This is a genomic window from Paenibacillus pabuli (assembly GCF_039831995.1).
Taxonomy (GTDB): domain Bacteria; phylum Bacillota; class Bacilli; order Paenibacillales; family Paenibacillaceae; genus Paenibacillus; species Paenibacillus pabuli_C.
Map to the genome: position 1 here is coordinate 2,154,943 of NZ_JBDOIO010000003.1, position 26,115 is coordinate 2,181,057.

The 26,115-nt window shown below is 46.4% G+C and carries 28 protein-coding genes; 7 read left to right on the top strand and 21 right to left on the bottom strand.

All coding sequences use genetic code 11. From position 1 onward, the window contains the following. On the top strand, nucleotides 1-1,050 hold the full coding sequence (locus tag ABGV42_RS11650) for an HD-GYP domain-containing protein (RefSeq protein ID WP_347381794.1): 1,050 nt from the start codon (nucleotides 1-3) through the stop codon (nucleotides 1,048-1,050). 140 nt (nucleotides 1,051-1,190) lie between these two features. Here ABGV42_RS11650 and ABGV42_RS11655 read toward each other — a convergent pair whose 3' ends face one another. The 9 genes from ABGV42_RS11655 to ABGV42_RS11695 all read right to left on the bottom strand — a co-directional run bounded on the left by ABGV42_RS11655 (nucleotide 1,191) and on the right by ABGV42_RS11695 (nucleotide 9,087). Then, nucleotides 1,191-1,322, bottom strand: a complete 132-nt coding sequence (locus ABGV42_RS11655) for a YjcZ family sporulation protein (RefSeq protein ID WP_222125181.1) — start codon at nucleotides 1,320-1,322, stop codon at nucleotides 1,191-1,193. A 136-nt stretch (nucleotides 1,323-1,458) separates the two neighbouring features. Beyond that, on the bottom strand, nucleotides 1,459-2,178 hold the full coding sequence (locus ABGV42_RS11660) for a M23 family metallopeptidase (RefSeq protein ID WP_347381795.1): 720 nt from the start codon (nucleotides 2,176-2,178) through the stop codon (nucleotides 1,459-1,461). A 203-nt stretch (nucleotides 2,179-2,381) separates the two neighbouring features. Then, nucleotides 2,382-3,779 (bottom strand): Fe-S cluster assembly protein SufB, encoded by a 1,398-nt coding sequence (sufB, locus tag ABGV42_RS11665; RefSeq protein ID WP_347381796.1) that lies wholly within the window; start codon nucleotides 3,777-3,779, stop codon nucleotides 2,382-2,384. A gap of 20 nt (nucleotides 3,780-3,799) precedes the next feature. Then, nucleotides 3,800-4,231, bottom strand: coding sequence for a Fe-S cluster assembly sulfur transfer protein SufU (gene sufU, locus ABGV42_RS11670; protein ID WP_347381797.1), 432 nt, complete (start codon nucleotides 4,229-4,231; stop codon nucleotides 3,800-3,802). After that, nucleotides 4,221-5,441, bottom strand: coding sequence for a cysteine desulfurase (locus ABGV42_RS11675; RefSeq protein ID WP_347381798.1), 1,221 nt, complete (start codon nucleotides 5,439-5,441; stop codon nucleotides 4,221-4,223). The genes sufU and ABGV42_RS11675 overlap by 11 nt, the downstream gene beginning before the upstream one ends. Then, complete coding sequence (gene sufD / locus ABGV42_RS11680; protein ID WP_347381799.1) at nucleotides 5,438-6,742, bottom strand: Fe-S cluster assembly protein SufD; 1,305 nt, start codon at nucleotides 6,740-6,742, stop codon at nucleotides 5,438-5,440. Before sufD ends, ABGV42_RS11675 begins: the two co-directional genes overlap by 4 nt. A gap of 24 nt (nucleotides 6,743-6,766) precedes the next feature. Beyond that, nucleotides 6,767-7,549: a Fe-S cluster assembly ATPase SufC gene (sufC, locus tag ABGV42_RS11685; protein ID WP_095288227.1), complete on the bottom strand. Its 783-nt coding sequence runs from the start codon at nucleotides 7,547-7,549 to the stop codon at nucleotides 6,767-6,769. Between the two features lie 366 nt (nucleotides 7,550-7,915). Then, nucleotides 7,916-8,491 carry a DUF1802 family protein gene (locus ABGV42_RS11690; protein ID WP_347381800.1) on the bottom strand — a complete coding sequence of 192 codons (576 nt, stop codon included), beginning with the start codon at nucleotides 8,489-8,491 and terminating at the stop codon, nucleotides 7,916-7,918. A gap of 134 nt (nucleotides 8,492-8,625) precedes the next feature. Beyond that, nucleotides 8,626-9,087, bottom strand: coding sequence for a Dps family protein (locus ABGV42_RS11695; RefSeq protein WP_347381801.1), 462 nt, complete (start codon nucleotides 9,085-9,087; stop codon nucleotides 8,626-8,628). A gap of 297 nt (nucleotides 9,088-9,384) precedes the next feature. On the opposite strand from ABGV42_RS11695, the gene mtnK reads away from it, so the two are divergent. Then, nucleotides 9,385-10,602, top strand: coding sequence for an S-methyl-5-thioribose kinase (gene mtnK, locus ABGV42_RS11700; RefSeq protein WP_347381802.1), 1,218 nt, complete (start codon nucleotides 9,385-9,387; stop codon nucleotides 10,600-10,602). A 21-nt stretch (nucleotides 10,603-10,623) separates the two neighbouring features. Then, nucleotides 10,624-11,697, top strand: a complete 1,074-nt coding sequence (mtnA, locus tag ABGV42_RS11705) for an S-methyl-5-thioribose-1-phosphate isomerase (protein ID WP_347381803.1) — start codon at nucleotides 10,624-10,626, stop codon at nucleotides 11,695-11,697. Between the two features lie 159 nt (nucleotides 11,698-11,856). Here the strand turns inward: mtnA and ABGV42_RS11710 are convergent, their stop codons facing one another. Then, entirely contained in the window at nucleotides 11,857-12,159 is a 303-nt protein-coding gene (locus ABGV42_RS11710; RefSeq protein ID WP_095288232.1) for a YunC family protein, read from the bottom strand. 454 nt (nucleotides 12,160-12,613) lie between these two features. Between ABGV42_RS11710 and ABGV42_RS11715 the strand changes: the two genes are divergently transcribed. Continuing rightward, nucleotides 12,614-13,189 carry a hypothetical protein gene (locus tag ABGV42_RS11715; protein ID WP_347381804.1) on the top strand — a complete coding sequence of 192 codons (576 nt, stop codon included), beginning with the start codon at nucleotides 12,614-12,616 and terminating at the stop codon, nucleotides 13,187-13,189. Nucleotides 13,190-13,319: 130 nt separating this feature from the next. Here the strand turns inward: ABGV42_RS11715 and ABGV42_RS11720 are convergent, their stop codons facing one another. After that, nucleotides 13,320-13,706 carry a DUF423 domain-containing protein gene (locus tag ABGV42_RS11720; protein ID WP_347381805.1) on the bottom strand — a complete coding sequence of 129 codons (387 nt, stop codon included), beginning with the start codon at nucleotides 13,704-13,706 and terminating at the stop codon, nucleotides 13,320-13,322. Between the two features lie 282 nt (nucleotides 13,707-13,988). Between ABGV42_RS11720 and ABGV42_RS11725 the strand changes: the two genes are divergently transcribed. Continuing rightward, nucleotides 13,989-14,426, top strand: a complete 438-nt coding sequence (locus tag ABGV42_RS11725) for a hypothetical protein (RefSeq protein WP_347381806.1) — start codon at nucleotides 13,989-13,991, stop codon at nucleotides 14,424-14,426. Between the two features lie 53 nt (nucleotides 14,427-14,479). After that, nucleotides 14,480-15,328 (top strand): DegV family protein, encoded by an 849-nt coding sequence (locus ABGV42_RS11730; protein WP_347381807.1) that lies wholly within the window; start codon nucleotides 14,480-14,482, stop codon nucleotides 15,326-15,328. 113 nt (nucleotides 15,329-15,441) lie between these two features. Here the strand turns inward: ABGV42_RS11730 and pdaA are convergent, their stop codons facing one another. Then, on the bottom strand, nucleotides 15,442-16,224 hold the full coding sequence (gene pdaA, locus ABGV42_RS11735) for a delta-lactam-biosynthetic de-N-acetylase (RefSeq protein ID WP_347381808.1): 783 nt from the start codon (nucleotides 16,222-16,224) through the stop codon (nucleotides 15,442-15,444). Nucleotides 16,225-16,343: 119 nt separating this feature from the next. Then, on the bottom strand, nucleotides 16,344-16,742 hold the full coding sequence (locus ABGV42_RS11740; protein ID WP_347381809.1) for a hypothetical protein: 399 nt from the start codon (nucleotides 16,740-16,742) through the stop codon (nucleotides 16,344-16,346). 148 nt (nucleotides 16,743-16,890) lie between these two features. Here ABGV42_RS11740 and cysC point away from each other — a divergent pair, with 148 nt between their 5' ends. Further along, nucleotides 16,891-17,526: an adenylyl-sulfate kinase gene (gene cysC / locus ABGV42_RS11745; protein WP_347381810.1), complete on the top strand. Its 636-nt coding sequence runs from the start codon at nucleotides 16,891-16,893 to the stop codon at nucleotides 17,524-17,526. Nucleotides 17,527-17,630: 104 nt separating this feature from the next. Here the strand turns inward: cysC and ABGV42_RS11750 are convergent, their stop codons facing one another. The 8 genes from ABGV42_RS11750 to ABGV42_RS11785 form a co-directional block, all read right to left on the bottom strand. Further along, nucleotides 17,631-19,466 (bottom strand): ABC transporter ATP-binding protein, encoded by a 1,836-nt coding sequence (locus ABGV42_RS11750; protein WP_347383212.1) that lies wholly within the window; start codon nucleotides 19,464-19,466, stop codon nucleotides 17,631-17,633. A 6-nt stretch (nucleotides 19,467-19,472) separates the two neighbouring features. Then, nucleotides 19,473-20,663 carry a nucleotidyltransferase domain-containing protein gene (locus ABGV42_RS11755; RefSeq protein ID WP_347381811.1) on the bottom strand — a complete coding sequence of 397 codons (1,191 nt, stop codon included), beginning with the start codon at nucleotides 20,661-20,663 and terminating at the stop codon, nucleotides 19,473-19,475. After that, a complete protein-coding gene (locus tag ABGV42_RS11760; protein WP_347381812.1) occupies nucleotides 20,653-21,135 on the bottom strand; it encodes a lasso peptide biosynthesis B2 protein in 483 nt (160 codons plus the stop codon). Before ABGV42_RS11760 ends, ABGV42_RS11755 begins: the two co-directional genes overlap by 11 nt. 4 nt (nucleotides 21,136-21,139) lie before the next feature. Then, a complete protein-coding gene (locus ABGV42_RS11765) occupies nucleotides 21,140-21,439 on the bottom strand; it encodes a lasso peptide biosynthesis PqqD family chaperone (RefSeq protein WP_347381813.1) in 300 nt (99 codons plus the stop codon). Continuing rightward, nucleotides 21,436-22,380, bottom strand: a complete 945-nt coding sequence (locus tag ABGV42_RS11770) for an HPr kinase/phosphorylase (protein ID WP_347381814.1) — start codon at nucleotides 22,378-22,380, stop codon at nucleotides 21,436-21,438. Before ABGV42_RS11770 ends, ABGV42_RS11765 begins: the two co-directional genes overlap by 4 nt. 137 nt (nucleotides 22,381-22,517) lie before the next feature. Next, a complete protein-coding gene (locus tag ABGV42_RS11775) occupies nucleotides 22,518-22,649 on the bottom strand; it encodes a paeninodin family lasso peptide (protein ID WP_127536564.1) in 132 nt (43 codons plus the stop codon). A 55-nt stretch (nucleotides 22,650-22,704) separates the two neighbouring features. After that, nucleotides 22,705-24,642, bottom strand: a complete 1,938-nt coding sequence (locus ABGV42_RS11780; protein ID WP_347381815.1) for an asparagine synthase-related protein — start codon at nucleotides 24,640-24,642, stop codon at nucleotides 22,705-22,707. Further along, complete coding sequence (locus tag ABGV42_RS11785) at nucleotides 24,639-25,883, bottom strand: sulfotransferase family protein (RefSeq protein WP_347381816.1); 1,245 nt, start codon at nucleotides 25,881-25,883, stop codon at nucleotides 24,639-24,641. The genes ABGV42_RS11780 and ABGV42_RS11785 overlap by 4 nt, the downstream gene beginning before the upstream one ends. Nucleotides 25,884-26,115 lie beyond the last annotated feature (232 nt).

The following is a 26,115-nucleotide window of genomic DNA, read 5'->3' on the forward strand; positions in this document are numbered from 1 at the left end:
GTGAGAGTGCATGTTACTGATCTTAAACCTGGTGATCTGTTACAAAATGATGTATACAACAGTTCAGGTCTCCACATGCTGATGAAAGGTTCCTTACTCAGCGAAGACGATATTACCAAATTGCTGCAACATGGAATCGATTACGCAGATGTAGAACATACAACATCCAACCTACACTCTGATACGCAAACCTTGCCTTCCGATCAAATCCGTCTGCTCACGACCCTGTTTGACGATACGATCAAAGGTACCGAATCCCTGTTTCAGCAAGCGATGGAGAAAGGGTTTATTGACGAAACTCAGGTCGATGAGATTTTGATTAACCTGACGACTCAACTGGAGAAGCAAAAAGATGTCGTCTCCCTTCTACTTATGCTTGACGGGGACAATGATTATACCTATAACCATTCATTGCAAGTGGGGATGCTTGCTTTTTATATTGCTGGCTGGATGGGCTACAATCCCGATGAATGCCTGACAGTAGCAAAAGCAGGTTATCTGCACGATATTGGCAAATCCAAGATTTCTCCTGAAATGCTACATAAACCGGGAAAACTAACTCCGGAAGAATTCGAAGAAATGAAGAAGCATACGTTATACGGATATGAGATTGTTAAAGAGTCCACACAAGATGAGATTCTTGCAACGGTCGCCCTACAGCATCACGAGCGGGAAGACGGAAGTGGCTATCCCCATGGACTGAAAGGGAACGACATACATCCGTATGCCCGTATTACGGCCGTAGCTGACGTTTACAGCGCCATGACGACCAACCGGGTATATCAGACCAAGCAGGAGTTAATCTCCGTGCTGTGCGAGTTGTACAGCCTGAGCTTTGGCCAATTAAATGGAGAAGCTACCCAGGAGCTCATCAAACACATGCTGCCCAATTTTATAGGCAAAAGAGTGCTGCTCACCTCGGGGGAAACTGGCATCATCGTCTTGAATAACCAAACAGACTATTTCCGTCCACTCGTTCAGACATCCACAGCCTTTATTGATTTAGCGAAAGAAAGAGATATCGCCATCGTCGAAATTTATATTCAATAGTTCAATCGTTTGATAGCAGCACTTAGCAAAATGAATGACCTTGAAGAATTACATTACAAGAACTTATTTATTTTATGAAAGTAAAAAAGGGAAGCCGGATCTCGGCTTCCCTTTTGCTTTATTCAGACTTGTTGCGCGTATTAGACGTAGAATGCTTTAGTGATGATGACCAACAGAATGAACAATACCAAGATTGCACCTGTCGATGTGAATGGGTTGTATCCACCTACGCCGCCTACGTTGCCACCACAACCATATCCTACTTCGCTCATGTGATTGCCTCCTCTTCATCAGGTATACCCTAACATATGATCTTGCAGGGTAAGTGAACCGGGCGAAATGGCAATATTCAATAAATGGTTTCCTGCCTGCTCTATTCTTGGTTGAATCCTCATCAGCTCACACGGTCTAATTTTTCGGATCAGACGAGACCTGGATTCCTTTCTCTTTGCGATACATAATAACGAGCAGTCGCCAGAAGTCGTAACTGCCTGTATCCGTCATGATAAAAGAACGATAGTAATGATAAGCTTCAGCTGCCCAAGGCGGACAGGGCATATTGGAAAGGTTCTTCTGCTGCGCGATCCAAGACGCTTGAGCTTCCAGTGTCTTTTCCATCGCTTCAAAAGCTTTCTTCTCTTCATTTGTCATCGGCAGAGCCTCCTGCTCTTCAGATGTGGTACCGAATTCCGATTGCAAATATGCTCCCGGCTCAACCACTCCATCCACACTGGCTGTATACCCGTAAGAAGGGGCACTCGTTTTGCGAATTTCATAATGGACATGGGGGCCTGTACTCTGCCCCGTACTCCCTTGGTTGCCCAAGAGCTGACCTCGCTTCACCCGTTGACCCACTCTAACCGCAATTCGCGACAGATGGGCATAACAATGCAGATACCCACGATGATCCTGTACAGCCACTGTAAGCCCGTAACCGCCGAATCCGGAGCCCGTAGCTCCTTCAGCAGCAAACCGTATGGTCCCTTCCATAAAGGCGTACACAGGACCATTCCAAGGTTCTGTGACGAGGTCAATTCCCCGATGGAAGGTCTGTCCACCATGAATCGGATGAATGCGATAACCAAACGAACTTGTAATGCGATACCCTTCAAAAGGATTGAAGCTCATAGATTCACCATCCTTTTCTATCAATAGATGCAGCAATCTATGAAATCGCTTGTGCTGTTGAACCTATTTTATGCTAAAAACAGCAATTCAACCATCCGGTTTTCTGCTATACAAGTCCGTCTATTCGTATATATCAGATTATTTTCGTGCTCAAAAAAAAAAGGACCGGAGGAAACATCCCCCGGTCCTTGTGCATGCAGCAATTAACCAATGCTGCCTTCCATTTCGAACTTGATCAATCTGTTCATTTCTACCGCATATTCCATTGGCAATTCCTTGGTGAACGGCTCAATGAAGCCCATGATGATCATTTGTGTTGCTTCAGCTTCGGTCAGACCACGGCTCATCAGATAGAAGAGTTGGTCCTCAGATACTTTCGATACCGTAGCTTCATGCTCCAGCATAATGTTATCATTCATGATTTCATTGTAAGGAATTGTATCGGATGTGGACTCATTATCCAGAATGAGCGTATCACATTTGATATTGGACTTGGCACCTTCTGCTTGACGACCAAAGGAAGCCAGACCACGGTATGTTACTTTACCACCATGCTTACTGATGGACTTGGATACAATCGTTGAAGTAGTATCCGGAGCCAAGTGGATCATTTTCGCACCTGCATCCTGATGCTGATTTTTACCAGCTACAGCGATGGAAAGTACGGAACCTTTTGCTCCACGGCCTTTCAATACAACGGCTGGATATTTCATCGTCAGTTTGGAACCAATGTTACCATCGACCCATTCCATCGTTGCATTTTCTTCAGCAACTGCACGTTTGGTTACCAGGTTGTAGATGTTTGGTGCCCAGTTTTGAATCGTTGTGTAACGAACACGGGCATTTTTCTTACAGATGATCTCAACCACGGCACTGTGGAGTGAGTTCGTGCTGTAAATTGGAGCTGTACAGCCCTCAACATAGTGAACGAAGCTGTCTTCGTCCGCAATGATAAGTGTACGCTCGAATTGTCCCATATTCTCGGAGTTAATCCGGAAATAGGCTTGCAGAGGCACTTCACATTTAACGCCCTTAGGTACGTAGATGAAGCTTCCTCCGGACCAAACGGCACTGTTCAGTGCTGCAAATTTGTTGTCCGCTGGCGGGATTACCGTAGCGAAGTATTCACGAAGGATTTCCGGGTGCTCTCTAAGAGCCGTATCGGTATCCATGAAGATTACGCCTTGGTCTTCAAGTTCTTTTTGCATGTTGTGGTATACAACTTCAGATTCGTACTGAGCGGATACACCTGCTAGGAACTTTTGCTCTGCTTCAGGAATCCCCAGTTTATCAAATGTTTCTTTGATTTCAGAGGGAACTTCTTCCCATGTTTTCCCTTGTTTCTCCGAAGGACGGACATAGTATTGAATATCGTTGAAGTCCAAACCGTCGAGATCTCCGCCCCATTTCGGCATATCCATCTTCTCGAATTGTTTCAAGGATTTCAAACGGAATTCCAACATCCACTCCGGTTCGTTCTTAATCCGGGAAATTTCGGTAACGATTTCTGCAGTCAGACCTTTACCGGTTTTAAAGATCGATTGGTGTTCGTCGCGAAAACCATATTTATACTCTTCCATTTCTGGTGCTTTTTTAGCCATCTTGCTCTACCTCCCTATCGTTATTGTACATTGTCCTCTTCGTCAATTCCTTTGCGTAATGCATTCCAGGCCAGAGTGGCACATTTGATGCGTGCAGGGAACTTGTTCACACCGGATAGGGCTTCGAGATCTTCATAATCGTCGAAATCGACTTCTTCCCCTTTCATCAGTGAGGAAAAACGGTTAGCCATGTCGAGTGCCTGTTCCATGGATTTGCCTTTAACAGCCTCCGTCATCATCGATGCCGAGGACATGCTAATGGAACAGCCTTCTCCCGTATACTTAGCTTCCTGAACGATTCCGTCTTTTAGTAAAAGCTGCAATGAAATCCGGTCGCCGCACGTTGGATTGTTCAAATTCACCGTTACAGCGTCGTTGTCAAACGTTCCGCGATTACGCGGATTTTTGTAGTGGTCCATTATGACACGCCGGTACAGATCATCAAGTTGCATCGCCAAAATACTCCTTTGTCTGAATTAAGGCGCTGACAAGTCGGTCCACATCTTGTTCATTATTATATAGATAGAAGCTGGCACGAGCCGTTGAGCTGACTTGCAGCCAGCGCATAAGCGGCTGACAGCAGTGGTGTCCGGCACGAATGGCTACGCCACTCGCATCCAGAACCGTTGCCACATCATGTGGATGTACATCCCCCAGGTTGAAGGTGACTACGCCAACATGACGCTTCGCTGGACCATAGATGGTCAGCCCGTCAATCTCTGCCATACGTTCTGTTGCGTAAGCTGCCAATACACTTTCATGATGGGCAATCTCATCCATTCCAATCTGCTCCAGAAAATCGATGGCTGCACCCAGACCGACCGCGCCTGCGATGATTGGGGTTCCGCCTTCAAATTTCCACGGAAGCTCTTTCCAATTGGATTCGTAGAGACCGACATCATCAATCATTTCACCGCCGAACTCAACCGGTTCCATGGACTCCAGCAGCGCCTTTTTGCCGTAAAGTGCACCGATCCCGGTTGGTCCGCACATTTTGTGGCCAGACAATGCATAGAAATCACAGTCGAGATCCTGTACGTCCACCTTCATATGCGGAGTGCTCTGTGCGCCGTCTACAACCATGACAGCCCCATTGCGGTGTGCAATTTCAGCAATTTGTTTTACCGGATGTATGACACCCATGACATTGGATACATACGCGATAGCTACAATTTTTGTTTTGTTCGTAATCGTCTTCTCCACATCCGCCAAATCAATATTACCATCTGGCTGAAGAGGAATGTATTTCAATGTTGCACCTGTCGCCTTGGCTACCTGCTGCCATGGAATCAAGTTGCTGTGGTGTTCCATCGGTGTAATAACGATCTCGTCGCCTTCCTTGCAGACAGACCGGCCGTAGGACGAAGCCACCATATTAAGGGCAGTTGTTGTCCCGCGGGTGAAAATGATCTCCTGTGTACGACGTGCATTGATAAACTTGGCAACCTTCTCGCGTGCGCCTTCATAGGCATCCGTCGCCCGGCTTCCAAGTGTATGCACACCACGATGCACATTGGAGTTTTCAAATTCATAATAATGTTTCATCGCGTTGATAACAGCCAGCGGCTTCTGGGATGTCGCTGCATTATCTAAATATACGAGCGGATGTCCGTTAATTTCCTGGTGGAGGATCGGGAACTGCTCGCGAATGGATGGGTTCATTGTCCCAATTTCCGTTCAATGAGAGACTGCAATTGGGTACGCAGTGCTTCCAGAGGAATATCCGCCACCACCGGAGCCAGGAAGCCGTAGATAATCAGACGTTCAGCATCCGTACGGTTAATCCCGCGAGACATCAAGTAATGGATTTGTTCAGCATTGACTTGACCTACGGAAGCCGCGTGACCTGCCGTAACATCGTCCTCGTCGATCAGAAGGATTGGGTTGGCATCTCCGCGTGCTTTCGGGCTCAGCATCAGTACTTTCTCAGTTTGCTGACCGTCCGCTTTGGTTGCACCTTTCTCAATCTTCGTGATTCCGTTGATGATGGCAGAAGCTTCTTCACGCATAACTGCGCGAGTAATCATCTGGCTTGGCGTGTTTTTGCCGAAGTGACGAGCTTCTGTTGTATAGTTAATTTTTTGGGATCCGGAACCCACCGCGATAACTTTCGAATCCGAGCTGGAGCCATTGCCTTTCAGCACGGACATCGTGTTGCTCGCTGTATCGCCATTGTTCATTTCCCCAACGATCCACTCGATTGTTCCATCGTTCTCAACCACTGCACGGCGGAAGGAAACGTCAGTAACATTCGTAGACAGCTGATGAACAGACGCGAAACGTACTTTTGCACCGGATTTTACGAAAACTTCCACGACACCGTTATGGAATACAGGTGCGGACAGTTCGCCCGAAACATAGTTATCCACGTAAGTTACAGAGCTATTCGCCTCAGCAACGACGAGCACGTGAGGTGCAAATGTTGCAGATGCATCATCAGTGAGCAAAACAGCTTGAAGTGGAACTTCAATTTCCACATTTTTAGGAACATATAGGAATACTCCGCCGTTCCAAAGAGCCGCATGCAGTGCTGCAAGGGAATGCTCATCTGGCTTCACAGCTGTGTTCAGGTAAGGTTTTACCAGATCACCATGCTCGCGAACCGCTGTAGCCAGATCCGTGAAGATAACCCCTTTGGCTGCCAGATCAGCAGCTACCTTGGAGTATACCGTGCCGGAATTGCGCTGGATAACCAGACTGCCTTCAGCTTGCTCCTGAACGAGATCCTTGATCGAAGCAGGTACTTCTTCCAGAGAAGAAATAGCTTCACTTGCTTTGTATGTGCCATATTCGCTGACATTCCAGCGTTCAATTTTTTGTTTTTCCAGTTTCGGAAGCGCAAGACCACTTGCAAGCTTAAGGGCTTCAAGCCGCTGCTCGGTCAACCAGCCGGGTTCATTGTTACTTTCCGACAAGGCGCGAAGCGCTTCAGATTCAACCGGAAGAATTGTTTGTGTAGTCATCGATTATCCTCCTCCGTTTTGTCTTTACGCTTCTTGGCCTACAGTTTCATCCGTGATTCCCAGTTCTTCCTTAACCCAGTCATATCCTTCTGCTTCCAGACGGTGAGCCAGTTCTGGTCCGCCGGACTTCACGATACGACCTTGCATCATAACGTGTACGTAGTCAGGAGTGATGTAGTTCAACAAACGCTGATAGTGAGTGATGATGAGGAATCCACGATCTTCGCTCTTCATTGCGTTCACACCGTTTGCCACGATTTTCAGAGCGTCGATATCCAGACCGGAGTCGATCTCATCAAGTACTACGATTTTTGGATCAAGCAGCATCATTTGCAGAATTTCGTTACGTTTTTTCTCACCACCGGAGAAACCTTCGTTCAGGTAACGATGAGCAAACTCTGGATTCATGTCAAGTTCTTTCATTTTGCCTTCCATTTGACGAATGAACTTGATCAAAGAGATCTCATTGCCTTCGCCACGACGTGCATTGATTGCACTGCGCAGGAAGTCGGAGTTCGTTACGCCTGCGATCTCGCTTGGGTACTGCATGGCCAGGAATAGACCTGCACGTGCACGCTCGTCTACTGCCATGTCCAGTACATCTTCACCATCAAGGGTAACTGTACCGTCTGTTACTTCATATTTAGGGTGACCCATCAGAGCCGATGCCAATGTGGATTTACCTGTTCCGTTCGGACCCATGATTGCGTGGATTTCTCCACCTTTCATTTCCAGGTTAATGCCTTTTAGGATTTCTTTACCTTCGATCGTCGCTTTCAGACCTTCAATGACGAAATTCGTAGCCATGTGTATTGTTTCCCTCCATTGATTAAATTGATGTTTGCTGTCGAAAAAGAAAAAGCGCCTATTAAATATCTGAACAGGGCTTCCCCTGAATTTCTACAAGTACCGCAATTCCCAAAGCAATAATCACTTTAGAATAATTCTAAACTGATTCTCATTGATTATCAAGTCATTTCCGAGAATACTTGTCCTTTACAGGAAACATGATTCTACCTGATTCTATAATAAAAGCGGGTTTGAATCAAATGAGAAACCGTTATTTCTTCCAACTCACAGTGAGAAAAATCACTGTAATTCATTATTTCATTCCATATTAACCCCTGCAAAAAGGGCTTATCCATATTTTGGACAAGCCCTTCCTTATTTCATTCATATTTTGAGCATATCGTTAATCTTCTGTACCTGTTCGTCAAAATCCGCAACATCCACCACCGGCGTCATTTCGCGCGGCACCGGACCATTCGGAATGGAAATCCATGAACGGCACCCATTATATTCGGGCAGCACCGGTATTTCCATCGGTTCGTTCAAACGGTACACACGGAGTATCAATACATGTAAAGGATCTTTTCGTTTCCACTTTAAGCGGTCTTCGGCAAAATCCGATGTCCACATATGAAAGTCATGAAGTCGGTCCAGCATTTCCTGATCTCTGATCTCCAGATCCTGCGCTACTTCGGCATATGCAGTGATGCGGATTGTTGAAGCTTCGGGCACCCATTCGGCCAGTGATTCTTCAACATACGAATGATCTGAGGACTTAATCAGTTCTTTACGCTGATGTTCATAAGTCGGATACAGATAAAATGCCGGACTTTTCAGCTCAAAATGTCTGGTTTCCTCTACAATTCCGCCTTTGCGCATCACCAGAATCTGGCGACCGTTTTCCAGCGCTTTAATTGCAGAAGCCCACTCTTTTAATGCCGGTATCGTTGTGCCTAACATGCCTTTCTCCCCTCCCGTAATCAGTCTTGTCAGCAGTATAGACGCTTTGCGTGTTCCTGACAACTTAGAACAAGATCTGGGAAGCACTTCTCTATGAAAGACATTTACCTTTTACCAAGCTTTAAAGATGTGGCTTAACCCAGGAAAGAACGCAGCATCCACATGTGTTTCTCAAGATCGGCCTTGAAACCGGTCAGCATGTCGGATGTCGGTTGGTCTTCGGCAGCTTCCGCCACCTCAATACCTTCCTGGTATTCATTGGACAACGTAGCAAAGTCCTCAATCAGGTTTTGCACCATTGTTTTCGCATCTTCGCCACCTGCAGCTTCCTGGATGGAAGAGAGTTCCAGATACTCTTTCATTGTAGCTACCGGACTGCCTTTAAGCGTGAGAATACGCTCAGCGATTTCATCCATTTGAACAGTAACTTCATTATAGAACTCTTCAAATTTCACATGCAGTGTGAAAAAGTTTGGTCCTTTTACATACCAGTGATAGTTATGGATTTTGACGTACAGGACGTTCAGGTTAGCTACCTGACGATTAAGTACTTGTTCTACGGATTTCGCTTGATCTGTTTTGTTTTTTGTAGCCATGTGAATCCCATCCTTTATTATAAAATTAGTCTATTATGTAGGTTTGACAGATTAATCTGCCTTACATAACAGAGAGTTAAACAGTTCGTCACCGCTATATAGCGGCAGGCCTTATCGGGGGCATTTTGTGAACCGTCCGGCCTATTTGTTTTTACCCTGGCACATCGGGTTCGAAACAAGCCAAACAGGGCTTGTCTTAAAAAAAGGTACAAAAAACGGGTTAATTCCGATATACTGACTTATACCAAGCAAAGAAGTGGGTTTTCCTGTTTCTTCATATATATGGAGGTGGCATCCTTGTCTCAATATCACCCTTTAACCCCCCAGGAAGCAATCGAACTGGCCAAAACCTTACCGGGTCCATTTACGGCAGATGCGAACCTGGAATGTCGTGAGATCGGAGACGGTAATCTTAATTTGGTTTTCCATATCACGGATCAGGACTCCGATAAAAGTATCATTATCAAACAGGCCCTTCCTTATGCGAAAGTGGTTGGTGAATCTTGGCCTCTGTCTCTGGTACGTGCCCGAATTGAACGCGAAATTCTTCAGGAAGAGTATCGCCTATGCCCGGGGATGGTGCCAGAAGTGTATCACTATGATGACGATCTCGCATTGACGGTTATGGAAGATCTCAGTGATCATGTGATCATGCGTAAAGGCCTTATTGAAGGTGTTACTTACCCTCTCTTCGCACAGCATATTGGAGAATTCATGGCAAGAACGCTATTCTTCACATCCGATCTCGGCATGAATCAACAGTTGAAAAAGGAAAAACAAGGCCGATTTGTTAATCCGGATCAGTGTAAAATAACGGAAGATCTGATCTTTGATGAGCCTTATCGGTTCGCTGAAAAAAATAATTATGATGCATCGATTGAGGATGAAGCTGATGCTCTTCGTACAGATGGAGCACTCCACCTTGAGGTAGCTTTGCTACGGGAAAAATTTCTGACTCATGGACAAGCCTTGCTTCATGGAGACCTGCATACGGGAAGTATTTTTGTCACACCAGAATCCACAAAGGTTATTGATCCCGAGTTTGCCTTTTATGGCCCTATGGGATTTGACGTGGGTGCCGTACTCGCCAACCTTCTTTTGAACTACGCTTCTTTGCCAGGCTGGATTCAGAATGAAACTGCCCTGAGTCAGCGTGAGACACTTTTGCTGGACATGGTTCGAGATGTGTGGAATGAATTTGAAGCCCGTTTCCGTGCGCTATGGGTTACTGATCTTGTTGATCCGATGGCCAAAGCGCCAGGATATGAAGATCTGTATGTCCAACAACTATTCAGAGATTCGATCGGCTTCGCTGGTGCCAAAATGGTCCGTCGAATCGTTGGCCTTGCCCATGTAGCAGATATTGATACGATTCAGGATGCTGCTGAACGTGAACGTGCTCAGCGTAAAGCACTTGCTATCGGTAAAACGTTAATCAAGAACAATCGTCGCCTGAATACCATTGGTGAAGTGCTGGACCTTGTGTCCACGGCCATTTCCTCAATCAAAGTTTAACTTAGGAACGGAGGAACATCCATGACAACCCTTGAACATCAGCCCCTGTCCTCCCTGAACTGGAAACAGGACAAGCTCGAAATGCTTGATCAGCGTCTTCTGCCTGAAACCATTCTGATGCTTAAGCTGTATACGCCTGAAGAAGTGTGGGAAGCCATCCATTCCATGAAGGTACGCGGTGCTCCAGCCATCGGAATCGCTGCTGCGTTCGGCGTAGTATTGGGCGCCAAAGCCTATGATGGACTCTTTATTCAAGGCTGGCTCGATCATGTGAAATCCATTTGTGCCCACCTGGCCACTTCACGCCCGACAGCGGTGAATCTGTTCTGGGCCCTGGACCGCATGATGCAAAAGGCAAGTGATCTGGCCGAAGCTGGAACAAGCATTGAAGACAGCAATGATGCGCTCGAAGCAGAAGCCCTCCTGATTCAAAAAGAAGATGAAGAGGTTTGCCGGATGATCGGAGAACATGCCCTCCCGCTCTTCGAAGACGGCATGGGTGTGCTTACGCACTGCAACGCTGGTGGACTCGCCACAGCCAAATACGGCACGGCAACCGCTCCAATGTATCTCGCTCAGGAAAAGGGCATTCATCTTAAAGTCTTTGCCGACGAAACACGTCCTGTTCTCCAGGGCGCACGCTTGACAGCATTCGAACTGCAGCAAGCGGGTATCGACGTTACCCTTCTGTGCGACAATATGGCTGGCATGGTGATGTCCAAAGGCTGGATCCAAGCCGTTATCGTTGGTACAGACCGCGTTGCAGCAAATGGTGATGTGGCGAACAAAATCGGAACATACAGCGTAGCGGTGCTTGCCAAAGCACATAATATTCCGTTTTATGTGGCCAGCCCGCTGTCCACGATTGATTTGTCCACACCTTCCGGAGACCTCATCCCGATTGAGGAGCGTCCTGCCGAGGAAGTAACCGAAGGCTTTGGCAAACGTACCGCACCGCAAGGGGTAAAAGTATTTAACCCTGCATTTGATGTAACGCCTAATGAGTATGTAACTGCAATCATTACGGAAAAAGGTGTCGTTCGTGCTCCATTCAAAGAAAATCTAGCTGCCTTGTTTGCCAAGGAAGAAGCATAATTTAGCGTCACACTTAGATGCTAGACATAAAAAAGGGCTCCGATGGGGGCCCTTTTACTCTTTTCTTGTGAATTATTGTAGAGTTAGCTGTAGCCGCAATCAGCACTGTTTCGAAGCTATCTCAGCTACTCACTTCGTTTCATCGGACGTTGTCCAGAATTAAATCATCTTCAGCAATGCCTCTACTCCTGTCATACCCACCGTTATGCCCATTGCTTCAGCTTCCGTTGTAACGGACTCCATCGGCGCATGTAATAACTGTTCCAATGTGCGTACACCCACCGCCCGAGCCGCTATAATTTTGCGATCCCCAAGCTTTTCGTTAAGTAATCCGACATCAAGTGCTCCACACATGATATATCCTTTGGATGTGTTTATCGTCAACAGCGTCGTTTTGGGCAGCTTCACTTCCACCCCTACCAGCACATGCTCTCCAACTACAATCGGCTCCATGCTCACCATAATCTCACGATCCACCTCCTATTCCCGCAGGTCAGGATAATTGTATGCCCCATTCCGATTCTCGGTGTGGACACCTGCGGAAAACAAAGTAAAAGGCTAAAAAGGTCACTTTAAATTGGGTCATTTATTGCTATATTCATCATCGACATTCTAGTTATGGCCCTGCAAAGAGACTAAAAAATTTATGCTACAGCATTTTTTTTGCAAATGTGCCTTCATAAAAGATGTATTTCATATAACTTATGAATTTTTAAGATCATACTAAATTTCTCATGACACCCCATAAAATTAAGTAGATGCAGAAAATACCTCTGGTCATATGAAAACTGTATCAAACTCGCAGTGCTGCGCGTTATTTTCTATGCCTCTAGTACTATGATTATTGCCACATTAATGATATAGTGAATTGAAGCGTATTTATCGACTGACATATCTACAAACGGGGCTGGGATGAATGAAGGAAACCTTATCCAACGGAGAAGAAGTTGGCTTTTTATTTAATGTCGACATTCTTATCAAAAGCCGCTCGAATGCCTTGGCGCTACAGTCCCTGTTGGAGCTCATGAACAAAGAGGAACAAATTGCGGACTTTCGGATTCAATCCGGCTTAGAGCTTGGCAAGATTATTGAAGCAACGATCCAGTCCAAGAAAGACTCGATCACCATCCTTCACAACGAACGGAAAAAATCTCAATTGAGCGGACTGAAAACAGCTCCATCGAATCAATCAACAAATTCATCAAACTCGGCAAAACCACAAGACCAAAAGGAAACGGTTTCTTCTCAGAATTTAGCTGCACCAGAGTCGGCCAGTTCTTCTCAGAGAAATTCCTTTGATGAGTGGATTGATACCCTCATTAAGGAAAACCGGCTTACACGGATTGTGGTAAACAACAAGAACGGCAAACATCAGAGTATTCCATGCCGCATTTTGAATTTTGATCGGGATAACAGCATTGTAAGTGTCTACCATGTGGATGAAAAGCAGGTCTACTCATTCCGAACGAATGAAATTGACGAGTTTTTGTAGCTCATTTACGAATGCAAACAAAAAAGCAGCTTACGTGGAAATTTCACACTATTCCACGTAAGCTGCTTTTTTTATTTCAAATGTAAGCCAATTATACTCCCAGTGGATTTTCCTAGATAGGTAGTCACACTTAGGAGCGCTCTTTCCCTCGTTGCCACACATCTAAGGTAAATAATAGCCATCCAGCAATAAAAGCAACACCGCCAATAGGCGTAATGGCACCTAAAACTTTGATGCCCGTAATACTAAGTACATACAAGCTGCCGGAGAACACAATAATACCGATAAACAGCAGACGCGCCGCCCATTTCAGCTTGGAGGACGCCCCGAGTTGACCCGCTGTCAATCCCACAATCAGCAGGGCCAGGGCATGAATCATGTGATACTGCACTCCGGTCTCATATACGGCAATGGCATCTGCGCCAATTCGTTCCTTAAGCATATGGGCACCGAACGCGCCTATAGCTACAGACAACATTGTCATTACGGCTCCAACCGTCATCCATACTCGTTGCATTTCACTCTCTCCCCTTATGTCATGTCACACTAATGATTATTTTAGCGAATCTCTGAGCTCTTTACCAGTTTAGTGGTTTGTTATGAGCTTCCATACATATGCATTGGATCTGGTTCAAAAGGATTGGTCTATATAAGGGCACAAAGTAAAGAGAAACCTTGATTTTTATCGGTAGTTATGGAAAAGTAAAAGGGTCTGTACTCCTGCAACCATCAGGAGAATCACCATGCATACAATGAGGTTAATAACAATCAATACTGACTAAGGAGGGATATGATATTCATGGAACATCAAAATACGTATGAACATAGCGGAAGCAACAACGACCCTTTTACGACTAATCCGGCAGATCCAACAGATCCAGTACTGAACAGAATCAAACATTCCGGTCCGGGTATCGCAAGTTTTGTCATTGGACTGGTTGCACTCTTGGGTTATATTCTGACCTTCTTCCTGGCCACCATTGCACTCAGCGGTGCTATTGGAACGTTAACACAACCTATGCAGGTTGAAGAGCTTGCTTTGCATCCGGCTGTACTGCTGGCATCCTTGTTTATCCTGGTTTGCCTTGTTCTTAATCTGGCCGGCCTGATTCTTGGCGTCATCGGTCTTGTGCTTAAAAAGCGAAAAAAGGTATTCCCCATTATCGGTACTATCCTTAACGGGATCATGATCCTCGCTTTTGCAGGACTTATCCTGGCTGGCATGTACATGACGTAAACAGCCAGACCATCAACCATTTTGCCAAATTCTCGTATCCAAAGGAGATTGACATGTCAAGAATCAAAATTTTTGCAGATAGCACCAGTGATCTGAGTCCAGATTGGATTAAGACTCACGATATCGGGATCATTCCGTTGTACGTTGTATTCGGTGATGAATCGCTGAAGGATGGTGTTGAAATCACACCTGAACAGCTGTATGAGCGTGTAAGCCAGAACGGCCGACTGCCCAAAACAGCTGCTCCATCCCCTGCTGATTTCATGACGGCTTTTCAACCTTACATAGAACAAGGAGACGACATCCTGTATATCAGCTTGTCTTCTGAGCTTTCATCCACTTATCAGAATGCGCTGCTGGCAAGTTCAGAGTTTCCCGAAGGCCGCATCTCTGTGGTTGACTCACTTAATCTTTCCTCCGGAATTGGACTGCTTGTCATGAAGGCAGTGCATGCTGCGGAGAAAGGTCAGAGCCTGAAAGAAATCACTCATTTGGTTGAAGCAGTGAAGCCGAATGTACGGACTGAATTTGTTATTGATACATTGGAATATCTGCACAAAGGTGGACGCTGTTCAGGCATGCAAAACCTGATCGGAAGCCTGCTCAAGATTCGCCCCGTCATTCGGGTAACGGATGGCAAAATGTCACCTGCCTACAAAGTCCGTGGGAAAAGGGAAAAGGCTCTGGATCAAATGCTGCAAAACACACTCAGCGAAAAGCATCAGATCGACACAGACCTAATCATTGTTGTACATACCATGGCTGAAGAGGATGCACTTGAGCTGCAGAAATCCCTGCAGGAACAAACAGGTGCACGGGTTGAATTAACTACAGCTGGATGTGTCATCTGCAGCCATTGCGGACCCAAAACGATCGGTATCATTTATAATACGGTTTTGTAAGGCTTTGTAAAATGCACATTACGTTGACGTAGGTTAACGGGTATAACTGACACCATAAAGGGCATCCTGGCTGTACACAGCCAAGGATGCCCTTTTACATTGTTCCTATACCTCTAATAACTTTTTGTTTTCAGGTCATTCAAGCTTTTGAACGCATATCCCTGTTTCCGTGCTTCATCTATGATCGAGCCCAGCGCCTCTGTGTTATCTTTGGAGACCGAATGCAGGAGAATGACAGCGCCAGGATGTAATTGTTTGAGCACCTGTTGACGTGCATAATCAGCTCCGCGCTGTACATTGACATCCCAGTCCTTGTAAGCCAATGACCAGAACACATTGATGTACCCCTGAGCATGGCTCTCTGCAAGTGTGCGGTTATTAAAAATACCGCGCGGCGGACGCAAAAAGGTGGCTTGCTGGCCGGTTAAACGATTCACTTCCGATTTAACCTGTTCAAGTTCTGTTTTCAGCTTTTCATTGGATACCCGAGTCATATCCGGATGATTCCAGGAATGGTTGCCAACAATATGTCCCTCTGCTGCCATGCGCTTGACCAGTTCCGGCTGATCCTTCAGATAATGACCAGTGACGAAAAAAGCGGCAGGAACTTTCTTATCGCGCAGCACATCCAGAATGGCTGGAGTAAATCCATTCTCATATCCGTTATCAAACGTGAGATATAATTCTTTCTGTTTGGTATCCCCCAAAAAGATGGCGTCATTCTGCTGCAGGATCGATTTAAATCCTTCCTGATCAATGGAGGGCAGCTGCCCGTTCTGGCTTCTCTTGAAGCCAAAGTGATACGCTCCGGTAACGGGCGATGCTTCAGTCTGCACCGGAAATATGCTGAACGCCAATACGGCAGTCAACAGCATATATAAAACCAATCGCTTCATTTTCAACCGCTCCTGTTCCTGAATAATTGGCTGTCGCTTCCTATCACGAGCCCCTTCAGGTAATATGCCACAGGAACAGCAAATGTATGTACCTTTCAATGGCGCTTGCCATTACAGAATTAGAACCGTTTGTTGCTTTGTTCGGGTTGATGCAGCAGTTCAATTAATGTTTGCGGCTTGCCGCTGGACGATAACCATTCTCTAACCGTTTCGATGGCTCGGGTCTGTCCGTCACCACGATCACGCCAAGTCAGCAGTTCAATGACTTTAATGATAAGTGCAGACATGTTGTCATAATCCATCTCGGAACGGTCTGCCCGCATTTTATGATATAGCGCCTCTTGCTCCCAATCGAGCAATATTTCTTCACCAATCGTCGGTTTCATTAAGGTGTAAGCCCTATTACACCCCGAGCATCGTACGGTACTTACCTGCTGTGCAGCAAAACTCACATGGATGTCATGCTCACAGTCCGCACATTGAAAGCTAACCTGTATGTTCTGTATTTTTTCGTTCATATTGCTCTTCCTCCTGCTATGGGTGTACTACTTCTATACCCGAAAATGATGAAGTTCACGCTAAACCTCAGATCATTAAAGATCGTGCTATATTCTTGTAAATATGTTAAAATATATTACATATCATGAGTAGGAGAGGCGGATATCCATGTCGAAGGAAGAGCGCAATATTACCTGGCAGCAATCCAGTTTAAGCAGGCATGAACGGGAAATACATAACGGCCATCGCAGCCGTACGTTGTGGTTTACCGGATTATCGGGTGCAGGTAAATCCTCGCTTGCATTTGCCTTGGAACAGCATCTGCATGATCGAGGCGTTCGTTGTTATGTACTTGATGGTGACAATGTACGTCATGGGCTCAATCGCGATCTCAGTTTTACAGCGGAGGATCGACAAGAAAATTTACGCCGCATTGGTGAAGTAGCCAAATTGATGGTGGATGCCGGGCTGCTCGTTCTTTCGGCCTTCATTTCTCCCCATGCACAGGATCGGGAAATGGTCAGACAGTTATTTAAGCCTGATGATTTTATAGAAATATATGTTCAGTGTTCCATCGAAGAATGTGAGCGGCGCGATCCAAAAGGTTTGTACAAAAAAGCCCGCAGCGGAGATATTCCCCATTTTACTGGAATCTCAGCACCTTACGATGTGCCGGAGGATCCGTCGCTTATTATTGATACGGAACAGCTCACTTTGCACGAAGCCATTCAAGAGATTGTACAGTACCTGGAATTGACAGGAGCACTTCAGCTCCCTCTTGCCCCCACTACCCGTCAAGTTTAACCGATTGCGTGTACAGGCAGGATGAGGACTATTGCAGACAAAAGGCACAGTGACTATCCTGTGCCTTTTTGGAATGTAAGTGATTATGAATTTTTATCCAGTTATTACTGCCCTACGACATCGGCCTGCATATTCAATAACTTGCTGAAGGTCCCCACCGGATCTGTAGATAATTGTTGGTACCCACCCTGCTGAATCACTCGGCCTTCCTCCAGTACAATTACTCGATCCGCTGTACGGATCGTGGACAAACGATGGGCAATCACAACAATGGTTACATGTCCTTTGAGTCGTTCAATTGCCTCATGAATGTGCTGCTCGTTCTCACTATCCAGTGCACTTGTAGCTTCATCCAAAATGAGCACTGACGGATTACGCAGTATCGCTCTGGCCAGTACTAGACGCTGGCGTTCCCCACCGGATAAACGAATCCCCCGATCACCAATCATCGTATCCAATCCATGAGGAAGTTTGCGGACAAATGCTGCTGAGGAAGAAAACTGCAAGGCTTGCCACATCTGTTCTTCACTCGCGTCATGATCAACCAACCGCAAATTCTCACGGATGCTTGTATGGAATAGAAACGGATCCTGAGATACATATCCAATCGAACTTCTCCACGCCAATAATTGCTCCTCGGACAGTGGGACACCGTCGATGAGAATTTGCCCACTCTCTGGACGAATCAGACCCATAATAAGATCAATTAAGGTACTCTTTCCGGCACCTGATTTACCCACAATGGCTGTCATTCCTTTGGCAGGAATGGATGCATTAACGTTTGCGAGCGAGTAAGACGAACTGCCCTCGTAACGGTAATTGACATTCGTACACTCGATAGATCGCATCAGTTCAAGAGGCTGAATGATGTGGTGACCATCTCTCCAGCTATTTCGATTTAATTCTGCTGATGCATTTAGTTCACTAATTTCACGGCTCATTTCCGTCTCAGCCTGTAGCTTCCTGACCAGCTGAAATGCCGGCAGCATCGAGCTAATATACTCCAGGTTGGACTGAATGGATGTAAACCTGGGCCATAGCCGGGAGAAAATGAGAATGATCAGCAATAAACTCGCCGGGGGTACGGCAAGAACACGCAGTGACAGGTAGATGAAGGCGGCAATAATAACAGCGGAGGATACGCGGTGAATAAGCTGTGTTCCACTGTTCAACTGGCTGAATTGAATGACGTTTCGCTCGATTCGTTTGCATATTTTTTCAAACCATCCGATATGCGACTCCTCGAGCATGTTGCTTTTGATATCCTTAATACCATTAAAATGCTCTGTAATACCATTATAATAGTGCTGGGATAGTTCGGATGTCTGATCGCCGATCTGCTTGGCCCGCTGCACAAACTGCTTGAGAACGAAGAACAACAGAACCCCGAAAACAAGTACAATAACCGTTAACTTCGCGGACAGCCAAAAAGCCAGCCCAATCTGAATCGCTGTAAAAATCAAGGACGCAGCCATTTGCAGGATCAGATTCGTGCCTTGACTGACTCGTGCAAGTTCGGTCGTTAATATATGGTTAAAATCGGATTTTCGTTTTTGGAGAAAAAAAGACCATTTGGCCATAATGATGGCCCGATAAGTTTCCTGTCGCAATGTTCGGATAAACTGCTGCTGGATCCGGGTGTTTCGAATCGTCTGCAGACGCTGGAGCCATGCCTGTCCGGAGAGGATGACCACAAAAACGCCCAATACCAACACTAATTGACTATTGTCGGAGAGCTGACCTAACCATTCGGAGAGCCAGGGCAATTGTAGCCCGGTTGAGCTCATTTCAAATATACCGATTAAACTTAACATGGGGACTAGCATATAAATGCCGATTCCCTCCATTAAACTAATGCAGATCATGCCTAGCAAGTTCCAATAGAGAACAGGTCCTGTTACATCACGAAGCTTGCGCATATAAAATCGAAGTTCTGATATCATTGGTTAACCCCTTTCCGTCATCGCGTTCCTTTTCATTCGCCGCCAGAACCAGAGGAATGGACGTAACGGAAAATACAGAAAGTGCAAAGAGCGCGGAAGCGGCAATTGTTCCACATCCCAGGTACTTGGATATAATCGTTCAATGAAGAAAAACATTTTCTGTCTGGTACTTCTCAGCGCAAACAGATAGGAGCGGTAACTTCGCAAATTCGCTGGTGTGTCCAGCATATCATTCATAAATAACACGCCATGTTTAGCCAGCCGTTCTCCCGCGCGTTCTTGGGAGGATAATAAACTGCGATAGCCCGCATCCAGTGGTGTATTCATCAGTACGGATGCAAGGCGCAGCGCTTGGGCACCAATAACGAGCCGTCCTTCAGCTTTCAGGCGTCTGGTTAACAGGTTTACATCCAAAGGCATACTGCGAATCATCTGATCGATGTCCATGAGCCAGCGCAGTCTGAACCACCCATGACGGGCGCCGTGGGTCACCAGATATGCCCATAAATCTTCTCTCTCCAGCATGCGGATCGGGGTCTGCGTGTACGTACTGAACCGACTGCGCTGCCACAGCAACTCAAAATCCGTTTCTTTTCCAGAATCCGGATTAAGCCGCCAGTGAATTTCCACTTGAGTCTTCTTCATAGGATGCTTGTAACAGATATGATGCTCGCGCCATTTCCAGCTCTGCACGGTTGGGCGCCGTTTTTCTTCCTTAGATACATAACCGAGCGTTTCCAAAATCTGTTCCGCAGACTCCACATCATCAAAAGGAATGAGAATGTCCAAATCCTTGGATGTTCTTAAAGACACATCTCCGTAGAGATCGTGGGCTAGTGCTGGCCCTTTTAACGTAATACTCCGAATTCCCTGTTCATTGAAAGCCCCGCAGACCTGTTCCATCTCCGCCGTCAGGTGCAGCATGCGAAACGTATTCGCCGTATATTCCTGTCTTAAACTCTCTACAACAGACGCAGGAATGAAGGGAGATTCTAATGTTTTGAGTTTCATGTATAGAACCGAGTACAATCTGTGATGATAGACAAGACGCAAAAAGAGCTTCCAGTCTATTCCTTTGGTTAAAGCCTTAACTGCTTCTGGAGCAAGTCCCTGCAGCTCATCTTTCATGATCGTCAAAATCAGCTTGAGCTCTTGCGGAAACCCTCTTGTGTAGTCATCAAATTCAAGATTCATAGACAATTTCTCCAGTTCCCTTCTCCGGACAACGCTTGCCAAACACGCCGACAACCGTATATTGGTCCATAGTATCCGCTCCGGTTACGATGATTTTTCCACTTCGCAGCCAGGCATGAGCCATCATTTGTCCTTGCTTATTGCGCGCAGTTCCCATATACAGCGTACTCTCTATGTTGCGGCGTTCTAGCATTTTCATTGCAGCGATCGCCATGACTAGACAGCGGCTTTCCCATAATGTGTACTTGCTCGCCAGCAAAATGGCTTTGGAAACATGTCTAATCGCTATAATCTGATTTCTATCGATTCCGTTCATAGAGGTTTCATACTGTGCTGTGCCGAGCCCAGGGGCGATTTTGGCAAAAGGTCGCGCTTTGAGGATCCGTGCCCACCCCAAATGAATATACGCCTCCCATACCATAAGCCTGACTTCACGTGGCAATGAACGATAATTTTTGATTTTGCGTAACATCGCCTTAATCCTCGTGGACAACGTCGATTAATCCCTCACGGGACATATGTTCAAGAAACGGAATGACTTGTGCGTGACACGTATCTGCATCAATTTCGTACTCGGAAGCCAGCACGCCAACGAGGTCGGCGATGGTCCGTTCCTGAGACAAAAGTTCCCAAATGCGTCCGCCAGTACTGCCAAGATTATAGTATTTTCCACTTTGGATACTCATCATGACTTTTTCCCCGCCCATATCACTGACGAGATTCCCTTCCTTCTGCTTCACACGATCTTTCCAATCAAACTGTTTTGTACTTTTCATTGTTCTGTGTGCACTCCTTTGCGTACATGATCTGTAATTCGTTCAACCATCTCAAATGCAGTAAATTCAGAACCTGACCTGGTCAATCTACAAATTTCTATGCTCGCAGATAATCTTGAAACTGTTTCGAACAGCCACTGCGCAAGGCCTTGCCTTGCCACAAGAGTACTTCGGAAGGTATGTGTACACAGCAGATGAAGTCTTTCCAAGCCTTGAACCTGTGTCAATTGAATAGGCTCCCTTACGGCATCCGGTTTGGGATTCAGCTCAAAAATGCCAGCAAGCGGGACAGCTCTCTCATGAAAATAATGCTGAACCGGTATCGCATACTTCGTTATCTCGGCATGTACGGTGGCATAGTTCTCTTCTTTCATGCCAAACCCATCTAGGCTGGGCTGCCACAGTTTCTGCTGTGGATACCCTGGAGATACGATAGCTCTGCCTCCGGCGTCCCATGTTAGTGCAACGACATCATCGGTCAGAAGTGGATACCCACGTGAAGCCAGAGCTGCCGATAAAGTGGATTTCCCAGCGCCCGAATGACCCACAAATGCATAAGCCCAGCCATCAATAACTACGGCACTTCCGTGTAGTGGCAGGATGCCCCGCTGCATCATGATAACGGCCATGCAGGTACCAAGAATAAACAATCGGACTTTTTTTTCATCAGCGTTCTGCTTAGGATTAACAATTATTCTGCGTCCTTGCTCAATCAGGAAGATGCCTGTATCTTCAATTCGAAAAAAAAGACTGCCGTCACGAGATACGAAATTTTCATTCCCCACATTCCACGCTTCCCAAAGCGCGGTTAAATCGGCAGACTGGATATGTACGTCAATATCACCAGCATCCTGACTACTGTTCTGCACGATCTGGAGTTCTGGCATTTGAAATTGGCTTAGCCAACGCAATCCATATGCTTCATACTGCACAGGCAACAATGAATGACTCCTCCTTAGCAATGCTGAATGTAAAAAAGCCCTTATATTCATAGGAATCAAATATAAGGGCGGAGGCGAAAAGATCATGTTGTCTTTCCGCCCTTTAAGTATGATAGCTCTTCGTAAAACTTAATAACTTAGGAAGTTGGATCGTAGAGATCAGCGTCGTGCTCAGAGATCCAGTCAATTTGTCTGAAACCAGTTCCAGCCATAGTTTGGTTTACTTCCAACACTTCCAGTGCAGGTGCTTGCCATTCTTTCTTTTCCATTGTTGTCACCTCCTTTCAAGAGTTTACAATGCTGCCTAGTATGTAAATCTCACGTTCAAAATTTGCGGATGAAGCGGTATACGATCAGGCTGTGCATCATCAAACGCATATCCGGGTGAGAGGCGAGCTCAGGCCGTGGATGCGGAATGTTTTTAAGCGCTGATTGTATTCGTTCGGTGTTTAATATGCCGGCTACACGACTATCAGAACAAAGCGCCTGCACTTCTGCGGTAAAAGCGTCCCAATCAGGGATCATCCGATGCAGCCAATCCGCGGGCTGTATGCCCCGAACACGTTGATTGAGTCTTACCTTATCAGGCAATTCTGGTGAGGTTGCACGCCGGATTAGGGAGCGATCTGTTCCCTTGCTGACATACTGTTCGATGGGTACCGACAGGCAAAATTGAATGACGCGGGCGTCACTGGTGGGATCACGCTCCCATGCCCGGTAACGCAAGGAACATTTGGTAGCTACAGCTCCATTCTTGTTCGCAATGGCCAAATTGTTGAACTTCTCCGCTCTTACTTTCAACGCATCTGCTCTAGCGCCTCCCTGAAGCATAACCGATGATCCGAGTCGCTCAAGTACCCCTGTTCTGCTCGCAAATTCCGGATGAATGAGTTGGTTGGTCGCGACATTGGCCGCCCCTTTCGAGGCATTATGGAAACGTTCCGGATAGGCTTTTTGTGCGGTAATGCGAGCAATTCTTGAAAATTTCATTCCCGTTCGCTGAGAATATTGTCTCATCTCCTGCAGCATCAGGAGCCAGCGCCCGCGTTTCATCAGACTGGCGTAGTAGTCCAGTGCAGGTCCCCATGAAATGGTGAAATTTCCCCGGGCTCCGGTGAGCAGTACCCCTGCATCCTGCTGACTTGCCTTTTCGTAAAACCCCCGGATCCAGAATGAATTTTCGAAATACTTATATGGCATTTCCATCATGTCCAGCCAAGTATCTATCTCACTAAAAGGACTCCTGCCTTCGAAATCCAGATAGTTCTCCGATATATTTCCGATATGATCCACTGTGGAGCGAATGAAAGGTCGTTCATCAGCCAGCAGCGTTTTGGAAGTATAATCCGTAAAATCAGACACAGGCACGTAGCTGTACGCATTCAGCCTTTTCCCCTGGCTGCGCAAGGATCCCGAAGCAAAACCGACAACAGCACCCGAATCCAGTCCACCGCTTAATGCGGCGGCTACCTGCCGATGGGTTCGCAAGCGGGCACTGACCGCCTGAGAGAATACATCACGAAATGCTTCAACGTATTCCCCATCGGATTTGAGAAGCAGCGGCTCCACTTCGTCCCAGCGATGATACTGCTTCAGTTCCACTTTGAAAGTGGATGCTCGGAAGACCAGGGTATGTGCAGGGGGTAATTGGTTCACTCCACGATATGCTGTCATGTGGATATCTGCTGAGCCATGCATTTCCGGGATGGCCAGAAATTCGGATAACCAGGTCTCATTCAAATCCTTGGTTACCCCTTCGAGATCAAGCAAAGGGCCAATTAGTGTGCAAAATGAGAAACGCTTGCCGTCATGCCGGTAATACAACGTTCTCATGCCGGTAATATCCCTCGCTGCAAACAGTATCCGTTTGCGGTCGTCCCAGATTGCAAAAGCAAAGTCCCCAATCAGCTTGCTCGCTGCCTGTTCACCCCATTGCTGATAGGCTCTCAAAATCAGTTCACTGTCCGATAGGACAGACAACTGGCTTCTGGAGATGAATAACTGATCAGCGAGTTGTTCCCGGTTATCCAAAATAGCATCTGCGGTAATCGTAAGACCACTGACCTCATCAACCAGAGGCAGCTGCTCGTTGACTGATTCGGGTGTGATCCACTGGGCATGACAACTCAGGAATGCCTGGTTCCCTTTCCAAACCCCCGTTGTATCCGCCGGAATATGTCCTAGGCTTGCGTACAGGCGCCAGCTATCTTCCCAAAACGCTTCCTGACCATCGGCATGAACAATTCCCGCTATGGCACTCATGACTTTCCTCCCCGAAGTATCTTGCGCTGGGATGCCCATGCACTGATTTGGTTTCCGAATGGGATCCAGGATTTAATTCGCTGAAGCTTGCTATGAGCAGTAGCCAGCTGCTTCTTCAATCGTTCCTGCTCACTGTATCCTCGCTCCAAGCGGTTGTCTGCTGCACGGAGTGCAGCTTCCAGTTGTCTAATTGTGGCAAGCGCAGCTAAGGTGGGATCTGTATTGGACTCCGAAGGATGGGCTGCTACACTTGTTGATGGGGCTCCCTGTATGCAGTAATGCGGTTGCCATCTGCAGCCCGTTGCTTCCGCAAACTGACGGCTAAGTCGTTCAATGACTTCCTGATCCGGGGCTGCTTCATAACGGACTCCTGTCCATTGTTCCGCCTCTTGCAGCTGCTCAGAGTAACCCATACGATGGAACACGTCTGCCCCCAGAACACGGCAATATGTTTCGACTTCCGTTGTATCCAGTATTCTTTTCCAGTTGTTAACAGAATTTTTGTGTGCTTCTTGATGCGTGGACAAGAACGGGTCTCCGACCCCCATACTGTAGAACATGTTGGATTTCGAACTATCCGCATGAAGGCCATATTGCTCCATGCCTTCCTCATATCCAACGCCGAGAAACTCACATAACTTTTCGACTTCTTCTTTAGGCTTGGAGACTAGCTGTTCATAACGAAGCTCATGTGCATTTGCATGCTTTACTGCGAAATAATCATTTAAGCGAAGCAAGCCGAGCGTAAGATCAACGGCTTTCATATTCAGATGTGGGCTTTCCAGACTGCTGACCAGATTAAACCCTTCTCCTTGGTTTCGATTAACTTTCTTGTAGGAAGCTGCGATGGAGAGTGGATTACGCTGAAGGTGGATACGCTTGGACTCTGGAAAAAGTCGATCCAGCCATTCGAGCATATAGTAATAACGCGGAGATTTATCGACAACGAAATCTGCTGCATTTCCCTGCAGAAATCCGTTATATATTTCAAGAGCAAAGCTCCTGCATGCCTTTTCATATACATCATCTGAGACCATGGCACTATAAAATTGACGAATAATGGGGCTTCCTCCATAAGGACGAGCATCCGCTTTTGACAGATCCACCAGGTTCATCAGAAACCACATTTCCTGTGTTGCAAATATACGGCTGTGGTTCTGCAGCATGACGGTGGATAGTGAGCTTCCACTACGAGGGACACAGAGTAAAAAGACAAGACCGTTACCTTGAACATCTACCACCGGCATCCCCTCCTCTGTCCGAATATAATGAGCATGCAGTTGGTCATCGAATTCTCATCCTTTTTTTGACGAAACAGAAGATGTACCATCTCGATTCTATGATGTTTCGACATCTTTCAGATACGGTGTGTATTCATAGTTTTACTCTATGATACAAAATGTATCATGTCAATCTTTTATTTTCACTTTTTCATAATTTCCTTTCCCGTTCTCTCTATTCTCTCCACCCTCA